The sequence below is a fragment of the Haloarchaeobius pelagicus genome (genome assembly GCF_051207375.1).
Lineage (GTDB): Archaea > Halobacteriota > Halobacteria > Halobacteriales > Natrialbaceae > Haloarchaeobius.
Window position 1 is genome coordinate 566,162 of record NZ_JBPJZD010000001.1, and the last position, 15,419, is coordinate 581,580.

The window sequence follows — 15,419 nt, forward strand, 5'->3', positions numbered from 1 at the left end:
CTGACCCACGGGCATTCTCTGGCCATGATACTGTCGGACGGCGATATCCTCCGCCGCCTGGAGGCCGGCGACCTCGTCATCGAGCCACTGGACGACATCGACCTGCAGGTACAGCCCGCGAGCGTCGACGTGCGCCTCGGGCGGGAGTTCCTGGAGTTCCGGCGCACGAACATCCCCTGCATCCACCCCAACTCGGAGCAGGAGGTCGACGACTACGTCTCGAAGACGGTGGTCGAGGACGACGAGGAGTTCATCCTCCACCCCGGCGACTTCGTGCTCGGGACGACGAAAGAACGCGTCGAGGTTCCCCCAGACCTCGTGGCGCAGGTCGAGGGGCGGTCCTCGCTCGGTCGCCTCGCGGTCGTGGTCCACGCGACTGCGGGCTTCATCGACCCGGGGTATCGCGGGCAGATAACCCTCGAACTCTCGAACCTGGGGACCGCCCCGGTCACCCTCACGCCCGGCATGCGCATCTCCCAGCTCGTGTTCACGGAGATGACCTCCCCGTCGAAGCGTCCCTACGGCTCCGAGCGGGGGTCGAAGTACCAGGACCAGGCCGGCCCGCAGGCCTCGAAGATTCAAGGTGACCACGAGTTTAGTGGGACACAGAAAGAATGAGGTTCATCGAAGAGATCGTCGTCGAGGAGTTCCTCCCGACGTTCCGGTCCATGCTCGCCGCCGACCTGCGCGACCGCGGGTTCACACAGAGCGAGGTCGCCGAGGCGCTGGGTATCAGCCAGTCCGCGGTCTCGAAGTACGCCCACGGCGACGTGGGTCAGCGCGAGGAGTTCCTCGAGGACGAGCGCGTCCAGGAACTCGTCGAGCGCGTCGGTGAGGGCCTCGCCGACGGGACGATGACGCCCGTCCAGGGCCTCGTCGAGACGGAGGTCCTCATCCGCAAGCTGGAGCGTGGCGACCTGCTCGCGACCATCCACCAGCGCGAGATGCCCGAACTCGCGGAGTACGGCTCCGAGTTCGACATCCACGACGCCGACAGCGAGTTCCGGACCGCAGAGCGGGTTCTCTCGTCGCTCCGGCGCGGGCTCCGCGTGCTGGAGAACGCCAGCGGGTTCGCGGGCCTCATCCCGAACGTCGGGTCGAACCTCGTCGCCTGCACACCCGATGCCACCAGTATCGACGATGTGGCGGGTGTCCCGGGTCGTATCGTCGACATCAAGGGTCGTGCGACGGTCCCGAGTGAGCCGGAGTTCGGCGTGAGCGAGTACGTCGCCTCCGTCCTGCTCGCCGCCCGAGAGGCCGGCGCGGAGGTGAACGCGGCAGCGAACATCCGATATGACGCCGAGTTGCTCGCCCGGCTCGAGGAGCTTGGCTACGAGACCGCCGAGTTCGAGAGCGAGGACGGCGTCGACGCCTCGGTCGCGGCTGCGCTCGCCGACGACCCGACGGCGACCGTTCTCTACCAGACCGGGAGCTACGGCATCGAACCCATCATCTACATCCTCGGTGACGACGCCGTCGCCGTGGCCGAGACCGTTCGCGAACTGGTATGACCGGCGGTGCGGCCGCGGCTCAGGCGTTCTACGGCCGGTGGGCCCGGCTGTACGACTGGCTGGCGCGGTACACGCCGGGCATCGGCGGCCTGCGCGACCGGGCAGCGGCGGCGCTCGACCTCGAACGGGGGGATACCGTCGTCGAGATGGGCTGTGGCACCGGCGCGAACCTCCCCTACCTCCGCGAGCGCGTCGGCCCCGAGGGGACGGTCGTGGGATTGGACTACACTCGCGGCATGCTCGACCGGGCACGACGACTCGTCGACCGCGAGGGCTGGGACAACGTCCATCTCGTCCACGGCGACGCCACCCAGGCACCCTTCTGCGGCGACATCGATGCGGTCCTCTCGACGTTCGTCTCGGGGATGCTGTCCGACCCCGCCGGCGAGGTCGAGCAGTGGTGCGACATGGTCGGTGCGGGCGGGACCGTCGTCCTCGTGGATGCGGCACTCTCCGAGCGAGCAATCGCGAAACCCATCAACGCCCTCTTTCGCGGACTGACGGTGCTCTCGACCCCACCGACGTTCAAGTTCCGCTACAAGGAGTCGATGCACGACAAGCTCTTGGAGCGGGTGACCGACGCCCGCGAGGCGCTTCGCTCGCGGGCGCGAGCCACCCACCACGAGGAGCACGTCCTCGGAATCGTCCGGGTGACCGGCGGACGGGTCTGACTGGCTGTCCCACACCGGCCCAACTTCTTTGCCGCGCTCCGGTGAACCGACCGACATGGTCGACGCCCGCGACTACCACGAACACTCGAAGCACTCCCCGCAGAGCGTCCGCGACACGGACTGGTCGATGGACTTCGACAACAAGCCTTCCCCCTCGAAGGTGTACACCGACCTGCCGCGCGTGTCGCTCGGTGACGTCCAGACGCCGCCGGAGACACCGGTGTTGTCGGCGCTCGCGACGAACCGCCCGTCGCCAGACCGTGTTGATGGCCCTTCGGGGAGCATCGATCTCCCGATGCTCTGTCACTACGCCGCGGGTGTGACGAAGACGCTGGAACTCCGCGGCGAACAGGCGTCCTTCCGCGCCGCCTCCTGCACGGGCAAGCTCTACCACATCGACCTCTACGCCGTGACCGGACCGCTCGACACTGCCGACGCCGGGGTGTACCACTACGACCCCGAGTCCGACGAGTTCCACGTCGTCCGCGAGGGCGACTACCGGGGCGTCCTCGCTGCCGCCAGTGGTGGGCAACGGGGCGTCGCGAACGCGCCGGTGACGCTGGTCGCCACGTCGACCTGGTGGCGCAATTCGTGGAAGTACCGCGACCGGACCTATCGCCACGCCTTCTGGGATTCGGGGACCGTCCTTGCGAACCTGCTCGCGGTCGCCCACGGCGCGGGCCATCGGGCTGAGGTCGTCGCGGGCTTCGCGGACGAGCCGGTCGCCGAGTTGCTGGGTATCGACCCTGAGTGGGAGGCCCCGCTCGAACTCGTGGCTATCGGCGAGGGCGATTCGGCACCCGCACCCGGGTCGGTCGACCACATCGACCCGGCCATCGAGATCGACTCCGACCCGGTCGAGTTCCCAATCCTGCACGACGCGTGGGCACAGTCGACCCTGGCGGACGGGGCGGCTGCCGAGGCGTGGCGTGACGGGTTCGAGGGGCTCGATGCGGCCGACCTGGGAACCCATGACCCGGGTGATGGCGAGGTGGTCGATCTCGACCCGGTGGATTCCGAGACCGCCTCCGCCCGCCCGGTCGGGAACACCATCGAGCGACGCGGCTCCCTCCGCGAGTACAGCCACGAGCCGATCAGCGACCGCAAGCTCGCGACGGTGCTGGACCGGGCGCTTCGCGGCGTCCCGACCGATTGCTTCGGCGGCGATGCACCGGACTCCCTCCTCGATTATTACGTCCTCGTCCACGCTGTCGAGGGGATTCCACAGGGCGCGTACCAGTACCACCCCGACGAGAACACCCTGGAACGCGTCGGCGACACCGCCAGGGACAGTGCGACCTACCTCGCGCTCGGCCAGGAGGTCGTCGGCGACGCGGCGGTGAACGTGTTCACCATGGCTGACGTGGATGCCGTGGTCGAGCAGTTCGGAAACCGCGGCTACCGGCTCGCCCAGCTGGAGGGTGGCATCGCACTCGGGCGGCTCTACCTCGCGACGTACGCCCATCGTACCCTCGGCGGGCGCGGATTCACGTTCTACGACGACCTGGTGACCCAGCACCTCTCGCCGCGGGCGCAGAACCAGACACCGATGACGCTGTTCGCGTTCGGGAAACCGGACCGGTAGGGACAGCGGAGAGGTGGCCCGGTTTGGGCCACGTGGTGGTTATGAAGAAGCTGAGTGAGTCGTCAGCGGGGGGTCTCAGGGCTCAGTCGTCGGCCGGCGCGGGCGTCGTATTGGAGAGCGACACCGGCTCGGCGTCCACGTCGAGTTCGTCGAGGGCGACCTGGGCGGCCTTCTTGCCGGAGACGAGCATGGCACCGAAGGTCGGACCCATCCGCGGCAGGCCGTAGGCCGTCGCGACCGCCATCCCGCTGGCGACGAGGCCGTCGTGGACGAGCCCGGTGTGCTCCACCACTTCGTCCTCGCTGCGGCCGACCCACATCGAGTCGTGGCCGGGTGAGTCGTGGCCGGGTGCGCCGTAGCTGTCGTCGCCGGTCTGGTCCATCACCTTCCCGCGCTCCTTGGCGGCCTCGATGCCCGGTGCATCGAGCACGCCGCGCTCGTCGAGCTTGTTGATGGCCATCGCGTCGTGGCCCGTCGAGTCGATGACGAGGTCGGCCTCGACGGCGACCGGGTCGACGCAGGTTATCTCGCGGGGGAGCGCGTGGACCGGCGTGTAGTTCATCACGATGCCGGAGACGCGGTGGTCTTCGCGGACGACGATGTCCGTGAACTCGGTCATGTTCTGCATCTTCGCGCCGGCGTCACAGGCCGCCTTGATGAGCGAGGAGCAGGCGTGCGGGCCGTTCGCCACGAACAGGCCCTCGGTGTCGCGGGCCTCGTGGTTGGGCACGTCGAGGTCGTCGAGGATGCGCTGGGCGGGGTCGCGCACCGTCACCTTGTTCATCAGGAAACCGCCGAGCCAGAAGCCACCGCCGAGGTAGTTGTTCTTCTCGACGACCATCACCTTGACATCGCGCTCGGCGAGTTCCTTCGCGGCCATCAGGCCGGAGGGTCCGCCGCCGACGATGATGACCTCGCTGTCCGAGAAGTCGAGGAACTCCTCGCTCCACTCCTGGCCGATTGCTCGTGTCACGTCCGCTTCGCCGACGTCGCTGAACTGGTCGAAGTCTCGCATACCACCTAGTGTTACCACCAAGTGATTAATACCTGTTTCGGTCCCACGAGCGAAAGAAAGAAGCGACAGACCAGCGAGAAATCGGCATGGTCAGTGACCGACTCGTTCGATGGCGGCTCGTGCTGGTCGGCGTGGCGATGGCGGTGTGTCTCGTCGCCGTCGGCCTGTTCGCCCGCCGAGTCGCCGCCATCGGCCCGCACGGCGAGACGTTCGCCCTTGTTCTGGTGGCCGTCTTCCTCGGGACGCTGGTGCTGTTGCTCCCACTGGTCGCACTCGGACTGTACGTGAAACCGGGCGACTGGCACCTCGGCTGGCTGTGACCTACCCCACCGTCTTGATCATGTCGAGCAGGTCGTTCCGGTAGCTTCCCGGCGAGAGCACGACCGACGGCACCAGTTCGTCCAGCCCGTCGACCGGGTACGCGCCGCCCGCCAGCGCGAACGACCCGCCGGCGGTCCACACCGCCAGCCAGCCCTCGACGACGACGGCCGTCTCCGTCAGCGGATAGTGCGCGGTGTACCGGTTGAGCCGAGCACGGCTCCCGCTCGACAGCCGCATCCGTTCGCTTCGCTGGCGGTCGACCTCCGTGAATCCGCGCTCGCGCAGGTCTCCGGCGAACTCCCGGCGTGCCGAGGAGACCACGGTCGGGAACACCGACGCGGTCCCGAACCCGGGCGCGAGCGGCGGCCGGAACGTCAGGTCGGTCGAGAAGAAGAAGCGCCACGGCAGGTCGTGCGTCCCGTCGGTAGCCTCCCGCACCGTGTCACGGAGGTGCCCGTCCTCGTACAGGTGGGTGTCCCCGACGACCTCCGCGGTCGGCAGTTTGAACACGGTCTCGGTCACCTGCTCGACGAGTCGCCACTCCTCGTCCAGCCGTGACTCCGGCAGTGTCACCGCCATCTACACCGCGTGGGTCCCGTCGGTGGTGTGGACGCGGAACGTGTCCTCGGCGACGACAGCCCACGAGCCAGCGAGCGACCCGCGCTCGAACAGGTGTTCGGGCACCAGCGGCATCGGCACGGGTTCGTACCCGTGCGTGCGCATCGCCTGGATGCTGGTGAAGCGCCCGACCTCGCGGCCGTCGCGGTCGTGAACGTGGAACTGCTTGTCGTGGCCGCGCCCGTACGAGAACGGGAACGCCGAGGGCGAGGGACACGAGAGCCCGTCGACGTCGGTGAACAGCGCAATCTCCTCGCCGTCGCCCGTCAGCACGACCTCCTTACGGTCGGAGCCGGTTCTCCCCTCCAGTTCGGACTCTTCGGGGTCGAGCTCCCGCCAGACGTACTCGCCCGCCTGCGCCAGCGCGTAGCGCCCGTTCGACAGCGGGACGCGGTCGGGGCCGTTGAAGAAGGTTCGACAGCGGGTGTCGGTCTCTGCCGCGACGCAGTAGGGTGCGTCGAGGACGTGCAGTGCCGCCCCGACCGTGGGTTCGCTCGGGACGACGAACAGGACGTTCTGTTCCCGGGCGAGCGCGTTCGCGAACCGCGGGACGAGCGTCTCCGCGGTGACCTCCTCGGGTGCGAGTGATTCGACGACCACCGGTCGGTCGGTTCGGAAGAACTGCGTGCTGTCGGACTGTGGGGTGCCGAGGGTCGGCCCATCACCCGAATCCACCGCGTATCCGGCGCGCGAGAGCACTGCCGCGCCGTGGTCGTTGCCAGCCGTGTATCGGACCATGAGAACTGTTGGCACCCGGAGGACAAGAACGTTGGGCGTCACTCGTTGGGTAGCACACTGGGAACGACCACGCCCAGCAGAAACTCACTGGAACAGCTACGAGGCGACGCGTGGCCGAACTATGGCAGAAATAAGTAATATTTCGGGTGGGTCCAGGTCGGTGTGCCAGCCCGGAAGACCCAAAAGGGGACACAGGGCGTACTTCAGGATTGCTGTTCTCTCCCCTTCGGACTGTTCTTTGTGTGTTGGAAAAGATATATTTACTACTCGCTCCCCGGAACCTCGACACCGGATGCAATCTGATGGTACTCACCAATCGAGGCGAAGTGTGCTCAAGAAGTCGGGCATGGCCGTCAGTGCCCTTGCTGGTGCCGGACTCCTCACGACAAGAGTGGAGGCCGGGTACGACCATCGCATCAGGGTCGAGACCGACGGTAGTGGCGGCGCGTTCCGATGCTGGATGCCTGCCCCGTCCGCACGGGCCACCGAGAACGTCGAGGCTAGCGACCTCTGGGACCAGAATGGCAAGCGCCTGGAGAGCTACGTCTCGACAGGCTGGCTCGCCGAGGGTTACGACGTCTTCAAGTGGAACGACGGCGCGAGCAGTCCCGACGACCTGACCATCAACGAGTACAACCACGGCATCGACGCGTACTTCGACGGCGAACTCATCGACCGTCCCGACTGGTGCGGTGGCGGCTGCTGAGGTCGGTCTCCACCATCATCTCCCGGCTGGTCGCCGGCACACGCCGGTTCCTCGCCGTCCCTCTTACTGCGGTTGCGTCTCTCGAATCCACGCCACGAGGTCCGCGACGACCTCGGCCTCGACGTTCCCCCCGAAGTAGAGCGAATCCATCGTCGTCGGCGTCGGTCCGGCCTGGAAATAGTGGTCGAGACTCTCGTACAGCTCGACCCGGCTGCCATCGGGCAGGGTCGCGGCCTGCCACTCCCGGAAGCCCTTGTGCATGAATTCGACGAGTTCTGACTGTGTCTCCTCGTCGGCCCGGCACGTCTTCAGCACGAACACGGGTCGGCCGAGGTCGCTGGCAGTGCCGGCCGGGTCGCAGTCGTTCACGCTCCGGTGCCAGGTTCCCGGTCGACCGTGAAGCGTCTCGTCGTCCTCGAAGTCGCCCGTCTGGATGCGCCGGAGCGTCTCACGGTCGGCTTCGAGCTGGGCCTGCTGTTCCTCGTCGAGGTCGCCGTCTCGCTCGAACTCGTACCGGATGATGTCGGCGTCCTCCGGGTCGAGCGGCGGGTCGGCGGGCCCGTCGAGGTTCACGATACCGGCGACACCCCCGTGTCGGGCGGCGATTCGCGGGGCACACATCCCGCCCTGGCTGTGCCCCGCGACGAACAGGGCGTCGTCGTCGACCTCGTCGGCCGAAGCGAGTTCCGCGAGCGCGGCGACCGCGTCGTCCGTGACGACCGCATCGAGCGTGTAGTCCTCGTCGTCAACCTCGTGCTCGGCGAGTCGCTTCTCGTACCGGAGCGTGGCGATGCCTTCGCTGGCGAGGCCCCACGCGAGGTCTTTGAGAAGCTTCGAGTTCCCGGCGGTCCCGTCCGGGTCGTGGATACCCGCGCCGTGGACGAGCAGGACACCGGGAAACGGGCCGGCCCCCTCGGGAACAGCCAGAGTGCCACCGAGGGCTACGTCCCCGGCATCGACGGTCACGTCGCGTTCAGCGAACGCGCTCTCGTCGACGTATGCTGGGACCTCGTACTCGGGCGAGAACGAGAAGCCCGCGATGCCGTCGTCCTCTTTGTCCAATTCGAGAATCGCCGTCTCCGTACCATTCTCGAACGCGAACCCGACGGTCGCATCGGTACCATCGACGCGCACCTCGCGCACGCCCTCGAACGCGCCGTACTGGCTGAACAGCCCCCACCAGTACTGTTCGAGGACATCCTCGGCGTCGGGGTCACCCTGTGCGAACTCATCGGGGGCAGCCTCGACCACCGCCTCTCGGCCGTCCTCGGTGAGCAGGTCGGCTGCATCGGTGAACGACTGCTCGACGAACCGTGTCGCGAACGCTCGCGTCGTCGCCTCGGCGTCGGCTCTAGGGACCATGTGTCGTGTGGAACTCGTTGGAGCCCAGACAAATAGCTTGAGGGCGGGACTGCGCCAGTTCAGTCGAAACTGCCGTTCCGAATCGCCGCCTCCGCCTCTTCTAGTGCCGCCTCTCTGTCGAACGACTCCACGATATCTCGTAATTCTTCCTCGCTCGCATCCGCCAGCTCGCGGGCGTGCTGGGTGATGTTCGGAATCGCCCGCATGATGTTGTCGATGATGGGCACCGCGGCCATCCGGGGCGACCGAGAGCCGGGGTTGAGATCGATGACGATCTCGGTCTTGCCCATCTCCGCCAGCGCCTCGGCTCGGTCGCCGTCTTCGAGGGGGACCAGCACCACGTCGGCGTCGTAGATGCCGTCGGCATCCACCTTCCCGCGCTCGTGTTCGAGGCCGGGGATGCGGGCGTCCGCCGTCAGGCCCTTTACGTCCTCGGCACCGTGCTCGCGCAGGTGGTCGGCGATGGCCTGCATGCGCTCGGGAGTACGGTTGAACAGGTTCACCTCGATATCTGCGCCCGTCGCCTCGGCCAGTTCGACCATCTCCTTCGGGCAGAGCGCGGCGACGTTCCCGTTGACCGACAGCACCGGGTGCCGGGCCAGCAGGAGATGCGCGGCGGCTGCGCGCTCGGCTGCGTCGGCGCTCGGGATGGTCTCCTCACCGAGCAGGTAGTCGAACGCCTCGCCGCGCCCCTCCGCGATGAGGCCCTGCTTGCTCGTGATGCCCTTGTCGACACCCGCCTCGATGCGGTGCCGCGTCAGCAACGACAGGTACCGCGGGTGACTCTCGGGTACCTCGACGTGGTCACTCATACGGCGCGATACGACACGGACGAAAAAATACCTCCGGAACCGTTACTCGGTGAACGAGACCCAGCCCTCGGGGGCGTGCTCCTTCACGAGGTTCATCTGCTCGCGGGCCTCGGTCCGGCTCTCGTGGGGTTCGATGCTCTCGGCGAGGGACTCGCCGCCCTCGTCCACGAGCCGCCAGATCCAGCCGCCGTCCTGCATGTGCAGTTCGAAGGCGGCGTCGTCGATCTCGATGACGCTCGCCGCGCTGACGAGGTCGCGCACGCTCTCGACGGTCTCGCGTGCTTCGTCTCGACTGTCGAACGCGCCCGCGCCGGTCGAGACGACCTGCTGGGACGAGTCGAGCAGCCGCCAGAACCAGTTGTCGCCCTCGCGGAACAGCTCGTAGGAGGCGTCCCCGAAGTCGACGCGGCCGGCCTGCGGTGCGAGCCGGCGGAGGTCCTCGACGTGGGCCTCCAGGTCGCTCTTGCGGCCGAAGTAGTTCGTCCCCTGCGCGAGCACCTCGCGGTCCTCGGTACTGAGGGTCCAGCGCCAGCCGCGGTCCTCCCGGGTGAGCCAGATGACCGCCGACTCGATGGAGAACACGGGGGCGTCTGCCGCGTCGTTCTGGATGGTCATGACGACGTCCTTGACGGCCTGTTCGGTCTCGTAGGCGCGGGCACTCTCGGCGACCGTGTCGCGGTCGCGGTCGAGGAGCCGCCAGCGCCAGTCGTCGTCCTCGCCGACGAGCTGGACGACGAACTGCCCGATGGCGTAGGAGTCAGCTTCCGAGGCGACATCGCGGATACGCCCGACCGTCTGCTTCAGGTCGTCGCGGGTGGCGTGTGCGGATTCGCCGTCGGCGGCCACGCTGCCGTCGACGAGGACGAACCGCCACAGCCAGTCGCCGTCGTCGGTGTACGCCTGGAAGATGGCGTCGTCCATCGTCCGCACGTCGGCGTCGAGGTTGTCCTTCAGCTGCGAGAGGTAGGTCCGTGCGCCGCCACGGGAGTCGTGGAGCTTCGGCCCCTCGGCGACCATGTGGCCGGCCTCGTCGATGAGCCGCCAGCCCCACATGTCGTCGTCGTTGCGGAACAGTTCGAACGCGGCGGTGTCGATCTCCAGCATCTCGGCGTCGGGTGCCTTCTGCTTCAGCGTCATCATGGCCTCGGTCGCCTCCGAGCGGGAGTCGTGCTCCGCGCCGGAGTCGGCCATCACGCCGCCGTCCTCGTCGATGAGCCGCCAGCGCCACTCGCCGTCGTCGGCCTCGTACACCTGGAAGGCGGCGTTCTCGAACTCGATGAGGTCGGCCTCTGCGGCCTGTTCGCGCACCCGGTCGATGGCCTCGCTGGCCGCGTCCTCGGACATGTGGTCGAACGTCGAGTCCGCAAGGACGGTCCGGTCCTCGGTGACGAGCCGCCAGTGCCAGTCCTCGCCGTCGGGGTACACCTCGTACTCGGCCCCGTCGATATCGACGAGGTCCGCGCTGGCGACGTTCCGGGCGACCTCGCCGGTCGAGCGCTCGCTCGCGGCGCGGTCGTCGAAGGTATGGTGGCTCCGGGCGACGACGCTCTCGGTCGCGTCGACCAGCCGCCAGCGCCAGCCCTCGTCCGTCTCGTGCAGTTCGTAGGTCGGCGTCCCAGCGACGGTCACGGAGGAGTCGCCGACCGCTGGCAGGACCTCCTCGACGGCTGACTCGGCCTTGCGGCGCGTGTCGAAGTCGGCCGTGCTGGTCGCCAGCAGGTCGTCGTCGCCGTCGACGAACCGCCAGTCCCACGTCCCGTCGTTGTCGGAGAGTTCGACACCGATGGATTCCACGGCGAGCGCGCGTGCGTCGCCGAACTCCTCGGCCATGCGCATCGCGGCGCTCTCGGCGTTGTCGTGGTCCGGGAAGTCGCCGACCCCTTCCGCGAGGTCGTTGCGGTCGGCGTCGAGCAGTTCCCACGTCCAGCGGTTGTCGCGCTCGGTGTAGTTGAACGCGGCCCCGTCGATGTCGAGGATGTCGGCACCCGCGCCGGCTTCCTTGACGAAGCTGACCGATTCCTCGGTCATGTCGCGGTCCTCGTAGAGGTCGGTACCCTCGGCGACGACGCTCCCGTCGTCCCGCATCAGCACCCAGCGCCACTCGCCGTTGTCGTTCTCGTACAGGCGGAACGCGGCTGTGGTGATCTCGAGGAGTCCGGCCTCGTCTATCTGTGTCTTCACGCCGTCGATCGTCGCCTCGGCGTCGGGACGGGTCGTCGCCGTCGCCTCGCTGCTCGCCAGTGCGTCCTGCTGGATGATGCGCCAGGTCCAGTCGTCACGCTCGTTGCGGAACACGGCGAACAGTGCGCCCCGCATCGCCTCGCCCACCATCACGGGGGGCTGGTCGCCGTACCCTTCCTCCTCGACCAGGAAGCCCTTGCGACCCGTCAGCACCGGGACCAGTGCCGTCACACCGGCCAGCACCGCGTTACCGGTCAGGTACGTCGCGATGACCATCGGGCTCCTGTCGGTGGCGACGTCCGGCCCCCATGCCTGGGGGTAGACGGTCGTGAACAGTGCCACACCCACGAGTGCGACGCCGAGCCCGACCACGGACGCCTGTATCGCTCGCCTGCGTACTGGTAACAGCAACACGATTCCGAACAGCCCGAGCGAGAGCCCGAGGGCTGCGATGGACCAGGTCACCTCCTGGAGCCCGAACTGCTCGCCCGGCATCATCGCCGGGCCGAGCAGGTAGAAGATGATTCCCCCGATTCCGACGAGATAGCCTGCGATGAATATCCAGTAGCCATAGACTTCTCGTTCGGACTCCGGTTCACCCACGTATTGTTCGTACAATCCGAACAGCTTGTTCCTCACTTCGGTATGCGTCGACATGCCCACACGCGAATCTATCCCCCATTTATAATAAATGCTTCAACGGCACTCACGCCTAATTTTAGGAAAATAAAACGTACAACCCAGTCTATGTATTAACTGTTGTGGCCGACTCGTCTGGCGTTTTCGAATAAAAACATTTCTTATGGTTTTTTGTTGTCACTCTCTGGTGCCCCCGTCGTCCCTGTTCTCGAACAAGAAATCGGTGGGGGTTCGCGGGCGTTTCTGACGCACGTGCGCGCCCTCCGCAGGACGCACCAGTGAGGCCCACAGGACCGACTGTAGCCCGCCTCAGGGCATCGCCGGGAGCGCCCGAACGCCCCCCGACCCATCGGCGACCAGTACGGTCTCGTCGAGTCCTTCGACCGCGAGCGAGTGGACGCCGGGAAGCCGGGCCAGGGGTTTGCCCGACGCTGCGTCGACCGGGTACAGGGTGTCCCCCTGTTCGGTGAGTACATGACAGCACGGTGCCTACCGGCCGGAATACGCTTTCAGCAGACTGAAAACCTCACTTCAGCATCGCGCCGGCGGGATGGGTCGCACACACCGACGCGTCGTAGCCGGCGTCCGTCAGGCCGGTGCCGAGCGCGAACACCGTCTCGCCGAGCATCGCCATCGACGCCTGCCCGCCCGCCTCGATGACGTCCTCGATGACGGTCGTCACCTCCGGCGTGAGCAACTCGGCCTCGCGGGCGAACCGGCGCGAAGCGAAGATGAAACTCGCCAGCGTCGGCTCCTTCACCACGCGCGAGAGCGCCTTCTTGCCCGCTTCCGAGAGCTGGTCGGTGTCGCCAGAGAGCACCTCGGCGGTCGAGAGCTGGCCGATGTTCAGGTACTCGACCCGCGCTCTCGCGGGGATGCCGTCGAGCAGGTTGTGCTGTGGGCCACCCGGTTCGAGCCGGATGGGGATGCCACCGCGAGCCTGCGCGACCACGTCGCCGAGGCCGGTCCCCGCCTGCACCTCCGCGCCGTGGGCGATGGTCACCAGTTCGTTCTCCGAGAGCTTCCGGCTGAACACCTGGTTCGTCGCCAGGGCGGTGCCGAGCGCCATCGCGCCGGAGACACCGAACCCGGCACCCAGCGGGAGCGGCGTCTCGGCCTCGACGGTCGCCCCCGCATCGAGCGTCCGCAACACGGTCTCGACCGAGTCCACCTCGATGGGCTCGCCGTTCAACGTCACCGCGGGCTCTGTACTCGGTCGAACCGTCACCTCGACGCCGTCCGTGAGGGTGAGGCCACCCCCTCGTGACCCCGCCTTCGTCGGGTCGTCCGCGTTCGGATGCGCGCTGAAGAACCCGGTGATGTGTCCCGGGACGAACGCACGCGCCTCGTCGGTCATACCCCGAGAGTCTGCGACGCGGGCGTTAAATCGTTATCATCTCGTGTTCGCCGTGGTCGGGGACCGCACGATTGAAATTGGACCACCGAGAGGGCTCGATATGGTCATTTCACAGCTGACGGGCATCGCCGTGGCCGCCCTCCTCGCGGGCGTTCTCGCGGGCGGCTCCCGGCTGGTGGTTGGGACCGAGGGCGGCCCCGGCGGGGCAGTGACGACGGTCGTGGTCACGGCGGTCGTCACTGCGGCACTCGTCGCCGTCTTCGGCGGCCTGCTGGCCGGCGTCGAAGCACTCGTCGGCGGTCTCGTCGTCCTCCTCACCGGCGGCATCCTCACGCTTGCACTCGCCTCGATGGCGTACAACAGCGACAACTGGGTCACCCCCGACGAGGGTGTCGACCAGGCCGACGCCGTCAGGCAGGTGAAGACGCTCATCGGGTCGAGTACGGTCGGTATGGCCGCGGCTACCGTGGCCGTCTACCTGCTGTAGATCGTCGAAAAAATCGGGTAGTCTCTTCTCGAACGCTTACGGCCTCAGGCGCTGTCGGTCCGGCGAGACTCACTGCGTTCGTCTCGCTCGACAGGGTCGCGGCGTCGCCTAGGGCGACAGCCGCTGACGGTCTCGCGGGAACAGCACAGCCTCCCGGATGTTGTCGAGCCCGAGCATCGTCATGACCAGACGCTCGCCACCGAGGCCCCACCCGGCGTGCGGCGGCATGCCGTACTTGAACATCTTCGTGTAGTACTCGAACTCGTCTGGGTTGAGACCCTGCTGTTCGAAGCCGGCGACGAGCTGCTCGTAGCGGTGCTCGCGCTGGCCGCCGGAGACGAGCTCCATGCGCGGGTGCATGAGGTCGAAGCCGGTCGAGGTCTCGGGGTCGTCGTCGAGGTCCTTGATGTAGAACGGCTTGATCTCGCTGGGCCAGTTCGTGATGAAGTAGTGCTCGCCGACGTCCTCGCCGAGCGCGCGCTCGGCCTCGGTCGAGAGGTCGTCACCGTAGACGAGCATCTCGTCGAGTTCGCCGGTCGCGTTGACGCGCTCGATGGCCTCCTCGTAGGTGAGACGCGGGAAGTCACCCTCGGGCAGGTCGAACTCGTCCTCGAGGTCGAGGAGTTCGAGCTCCTTCTGGCAGTTCTCCGAGACGGCCTCGTAGGCGGCCTTGACGACGCCCTCGACCACGTCCATCGCGTCGTGGTGGTCGTGGAACGCGCCCTCGAAGTCGATGGAGGTCGCCTCGTTCAGGTGGCGCGGCGTGTTGTGTTCCTCGGCGCGGAAGATGGGGCCGATCTCGAAGACCTTCTCCAGGCCGGAGCCAGCCATGAGCTGCTTGAACAGCTGCGGCGACTGGTTCATGAACGCCTCCTCACCGAAGTACGAGATGGGGAAGAGCTCGGTGCCGCCCTCGGTACCCGTGGCGACGATCTTCGGCGTGTTGATCTCCGTGCAGCCGACGGTGCGGAAGTGCTCGCGGACCGCGCGCAGGACCTCCGAGCGAATCTCGAAGATGGCCTTCACGTCGGGCTTGCGGAGGTCGAGGGTGCGGTTGTCCAGACGGGTCGGAAGCTCGGCGTCGACCTTGCCGGAGGGGTCGAGCGGGAGCTGCGGGTCGGCCGGTGCGACGACCTCGAAGGACTCGGGGACGAGCTCGAAGCCGGTCGGGGCGCGGGGCTCCTCCTTGACCGAGCCGGTGACCTTGACGACGGACTCGCGGGCGGCGTCGAGGCCGGTCTCGACGAGTTCCTCGTCCATCTCGTCTTTCTCCAGCTTGACCTGGAGCTTGCCTGTCTTGTCTCGGACGATGACGAACGCGATACCACCGAGGTCGCGGGTTTCGTGGACCCAGCCGGCGACGGTCGCCGTCGTTCCGGGTTCCACGTCCGCGGTGTACGTTCTGTTCTCCATACC

The 15,419-nt window shown here is 67.3% G+C and carries 15 protein-coding genes; 7 read left to right on the forward strand and 8 right to left on the reverse strand.

The genetic code is table 11. The features are described 5' to 3' along the window. Positions 1–24 precede the first annotated feature (24 nt). Genes dcd through ACSC1S_RS02970 form a run of 4 tightly spaced genes read left to right on the forward strand, consistent with a single transcriptional unit; the run spans position 25 to position 3,767 of the window. The gene (gene dcd, locus ACSC1S_RS02955; protein WP_261650322.1) at positions 25–618 is read left to right on the forward strand and encodes a dCTP deaminase; all 594 of its coding nucleotides are present in this window, start codon (positions 25–27) and stop codon (positions 616–618) included. Beyond that, complete coding sequence (locus ACSC1S_RS02960; RefSeq protein ID WP_435317369.1) at positions 615–1,511, forward strand: thiamine-phosphate synthase family protein; 897 nt, start codon at positions 615–617, stop codon at positions 1,509–1,511. Before dcd ends, ACSC1S_RS02960 begins: the two co-directional genes overlap by 4 nt. Then, positions 1,508–2,182 carry a class I SAM-dependent methyltransferase gene (locus tag ACSC1S_RS02965; protein WP_435363092.1) on the forward strand — a complete coding sequence of 225 codons (675 nt, stop codon included), beginning with the start codon at positions 1,508–1,510 and terminating at the stop codon, positions 2,180–2,182. The genes ACSC1S_RS02960 and ACSC1S_RS02965 overlap by 4 nt, the downstream gene beginning before the upstream one ends. A gap of 55 nt (positions 2,183–2,237) precedes the next feature. Further along, positions 2,238–3,767 (forward strand): SagB/ThcOx family dehydrogenase, encoded by a 1,530-nt coding sequence (locus tag ACSC1S_RS02970; RefSeq protein ID WP_435363093.1) that lies wholly within the window; start codon positions 2,238–2,240, stop codon positions 3,765–3,767. 82 nt (positions 3,768–3,849) lie between these two features. Here ACSC1S_RS02970 and ACSC1S_RS02975 read toward each other — a convergent pair whose 3' ends face one another. Further along, positions 3,850–4,782, reverse strand: coding sequence for a sulfide-dependent adenosine diphosphate thiazole synthase (locus tag ACSC1S_RS02975; protein ID WP_435363094.1), 933 nt, complete (start codon positions 4,780–4,782; stop codon positions 3,850–3,852). Positions 4,783–4,868: 86 nt separating this feature from the next. Here ACSC1S_RS02975 and ACSC1S_RS02980 point away from each other — a divergent pair, with 86 nt between their 5' ends. Beyond that, complete coding sequence (locus ACSC1S_RS02980) at positions 4,869–5,102, forward strand: hypothetical protein (RefSeq protein WP_435363095.1); 234 nt, start codon at positions 4,869–4,871, stop codon at positions 5,100–5,102. Position 5,103: 1 nt separating this feature from the next. On the opposite strand, the gene ACSC1S_RS02985 is transcribed toward ACSC1S_RS02980, so the two are convergent. Together ACSC1S_RS02985 and ACSC1S_RS02990 are read right to left on the reverse strand one after the other, a co-directional pair. Continuing rightward, positions 5,104–5,682 carry a DUF6517 family protein gene (locus ACSC1S_RS02985; protein WP_435363096.1) on the reverse strand — a complete coding sequence of 193 codons (579 nt, stop codon included), beginning with the start codon at positions 5,680–5,682 and terminating at the stop codon, positions 5,104–5,106. Then, positions 5,683–6,459, reverse strand: coding sequence for a hypothetical protein (locus ACSC1S_RS02990; RefSeq protein WP_435363097.1), 777 nt, complete (start codon positions 6,457–6,459; stop codon positions 5,683–5,685). It abuts the gene before it with no gap. 328 nt (positions 6,460–6,787) lie between these two features. Between ACSC1S_RS02990 and ACSC1S_RS02995 the strand changes: the two genes are divergently transcribed. Next, a complete protein-coding gene (locus tag ACSC1S_RS02995) occupies positions 6,788–7,165 on the forward strand; it encodes a hypothetical protein (protein WP_261650330.1) in 378 nt (125 codons plus the stop codon). A 63-nt stretch (positions 7,166–7,228) separates the two neighbouring features. Here ACSC1S_RS02995 and ACSC1S_RS03000 read toward each other — a convergent pair whose 3' ends face one another. The 4 genes from ACSC1S_RS03000 to ACSC1S_RS03015 all read right to left on the reverse strand — a co-directional run bounded on the left by ACSC1S_RS03000 (position 7,229) and on the right by ACSC1S_RS03015 (position 13,516). Further along, a complete protein-coding gene (locus ACSC1S_RS03000; protein WP_435363098.1) occupies positions 7,229–8,527 on the reverse strand; it encodes an alpha/beta fold hydrolase in 1,299 nt (432 codons plus the stop codon). Between the two features lie 59 nt (positions 8,528–8,586). After that, positions 8,587–9,339 carry a 4-phosphopantoate--beta-alanine ligase gene (locus ACSC1S_RS03005; protein ID WP_435363099.1) on the reverse strand — a complete coding sequence of 251 codons (753 nt, stop codon included), beginning with the start codon at positions 9,337–9,339 and terminating at the stop codon, positions 8,587–8,589. Positions 9,340–9,381: 42 nt separating this feature from the next. Next, a complete protein-coding gene (locus ACSC1S_RS03010; RefSeq protein WP_435363100.1) occupies positions 9,382–12,177 on the reverse strand; it encodes a DUF1508 domain-containing protein in 2,796 nt (931 codons plus the stop codon). Positions 12,178–12,685: 508 nt separating this feature from the next. Continuing rightward, on the reverse strand, positions 12,686–13,516 hold the full coding sequence (locus ACSC1S_RS03015) for a pantoate kinase (RefSeq protein WP_435317385.1): 831 nt from the start codon (positions 13,514–13,516) through the stop codon (positions 12,686–12,688). Positions 13,517–13,616: 100 nt separating this feature from the next. On the opposite strand from ACSC1S_RS03015, the gene ACSC1S_RS03020 reads away from it, so the two are divergent. Continuing rightward, positions 13,617–14,003: a hypothetical protein gene (locus tag ACSC1S_RS03020; protein WP_435317386.1), complete on the forward strand. Its 387-nt coding sequence runs from the start codon at positions 13,617–13,619 to the stop codon at positions 14,001–14,003. Between the two features lie 108 nt (positions 14,004–14,111). Here the strand turns inward: ACSC1S_RS03020 and aspS are convergent, their stop codons facing one another. Beyond that, on the reverse strand, positions 14,112–15,416 hold the full coding sequence (gene aspS, locus ACSC1S_RS03025) for an aspartate--tRNA(Asn) ligase (RefSeq protein WP_435363101.1): 1,305 nt from the start codon (positions 15,414–15,416) through the stop codon (positions 14,112–14,114). Positions 15,417–15,419: the final 3 nt, after the last annotated feature.

What these genes read in the sequence shown, in the direction of transcription:
- dcd (WP_261650322.1), top strand. Translation starts at nt 25, where the DNA reads ATGATACTGTCGGACGGCGATATCCTCCGCCGCCTGGAGGCCGGCGAC.
- ACSC1S_RS02960 (WP_435317369.1), top strand. Translation starts at nt 615, where the DNA reads ATGAGGTTCATCGAAGAGATCGTCGTCGAGGAGTTCCTCCCGACGTTC.
- ACSC1S_RS02965 (WP_435363092.1), top strand. Translation starts at nt 1,508, where the DNA reads ATGACCGGCGGTGCGGCCGCGGCTCAGGCGTTCTACGGCCGGTGGGCC.
- ACSC1S_RS02970 (WP_435363093.1), top strand. Translation starts at nt 2,238, where the DNA reads ATGGTCGACGCCCGCGACTACCACGAACACTCGAAGCACTCCCCGCAG.
- ACSC1S_RS02975 (WP_435363094.1), bottom strand. Translation starts at nt 4,782, where the DNA reads ATGCGAGACTTCGACCAGTTCAGCGACGTCGGCGAAGCGGACGTGACA.
- ACSC1S_RS02980 (WP_435363095.1), top strand. Translation starts at nt 4,869, where the DNA reads ATGGTCAGTGACCGACTCGTTCGATGGCGGCTCGTGCTGGTCGGCGTG.
- ACSC1S_RS02985 (WP_435363096.1), bottom strand. Translation starts at nt 5,682, where the DNA reads ATGGCGGTGACACTGCCGGAGTCACGGCTGGACGAGGAGTGGCGACTC.
- ACSC1S_RS02990 (WP_435363097.1), bottom strand. Translation starts at nt 6,459, where the DNA reads ATGGTCCGATACACGGCTGGCAACGACCACGGCGCGGCAGTGCTCTCG.
- ACSC1S_RS03000 (WP_435363098.1), bottom strand. Translation starts at nt 8,527, where the DNA reads ATGGTCCCTAGAGCCGACGCCGAGGCGACGACGCGAGCGTTCGCGACA.
- ACSC1S_RS03005 (WP_435363099.1), bottom strand. Translation starts at nt 9,339, where the DNA reads ATGAGTGACCACGTCGAGGTACCCGAGAGTCACCCGCGGTACCTGTCG.
- ACSC1S_RS03010 (WP_435363100.1), bottom strand. Translation starts at nt 12,177, where the DNA reads ATGTCGACGCATACCGAAGTGAGGAACAAGCTGTTCGGATTGTACGAA.
- ACSC1S_RS03015 (WP_435317385.1), bottom strand. Translation starts at nt 13,516, where the DNA reads ATGACCGACGAGGCGCGTGCGTTCGTCCCGGGACACATCACCGGGTTC.
- ACSC1S_RS03020 (WP_435317386.1), top strand. Translation starts at nt 13,617, where the DNA reads ATGGTCATTTCACAGCTGACGGGCATCGCCGTGGCCGCCCTCCTCGCG.
- aspS (WP_435363101.1), bottom strand. Translation starts at nt 15,416, where the DNA reads ATGGAGAACAGAACGTACACCGCGGACGTGGAACCCGGAACGACGGCG.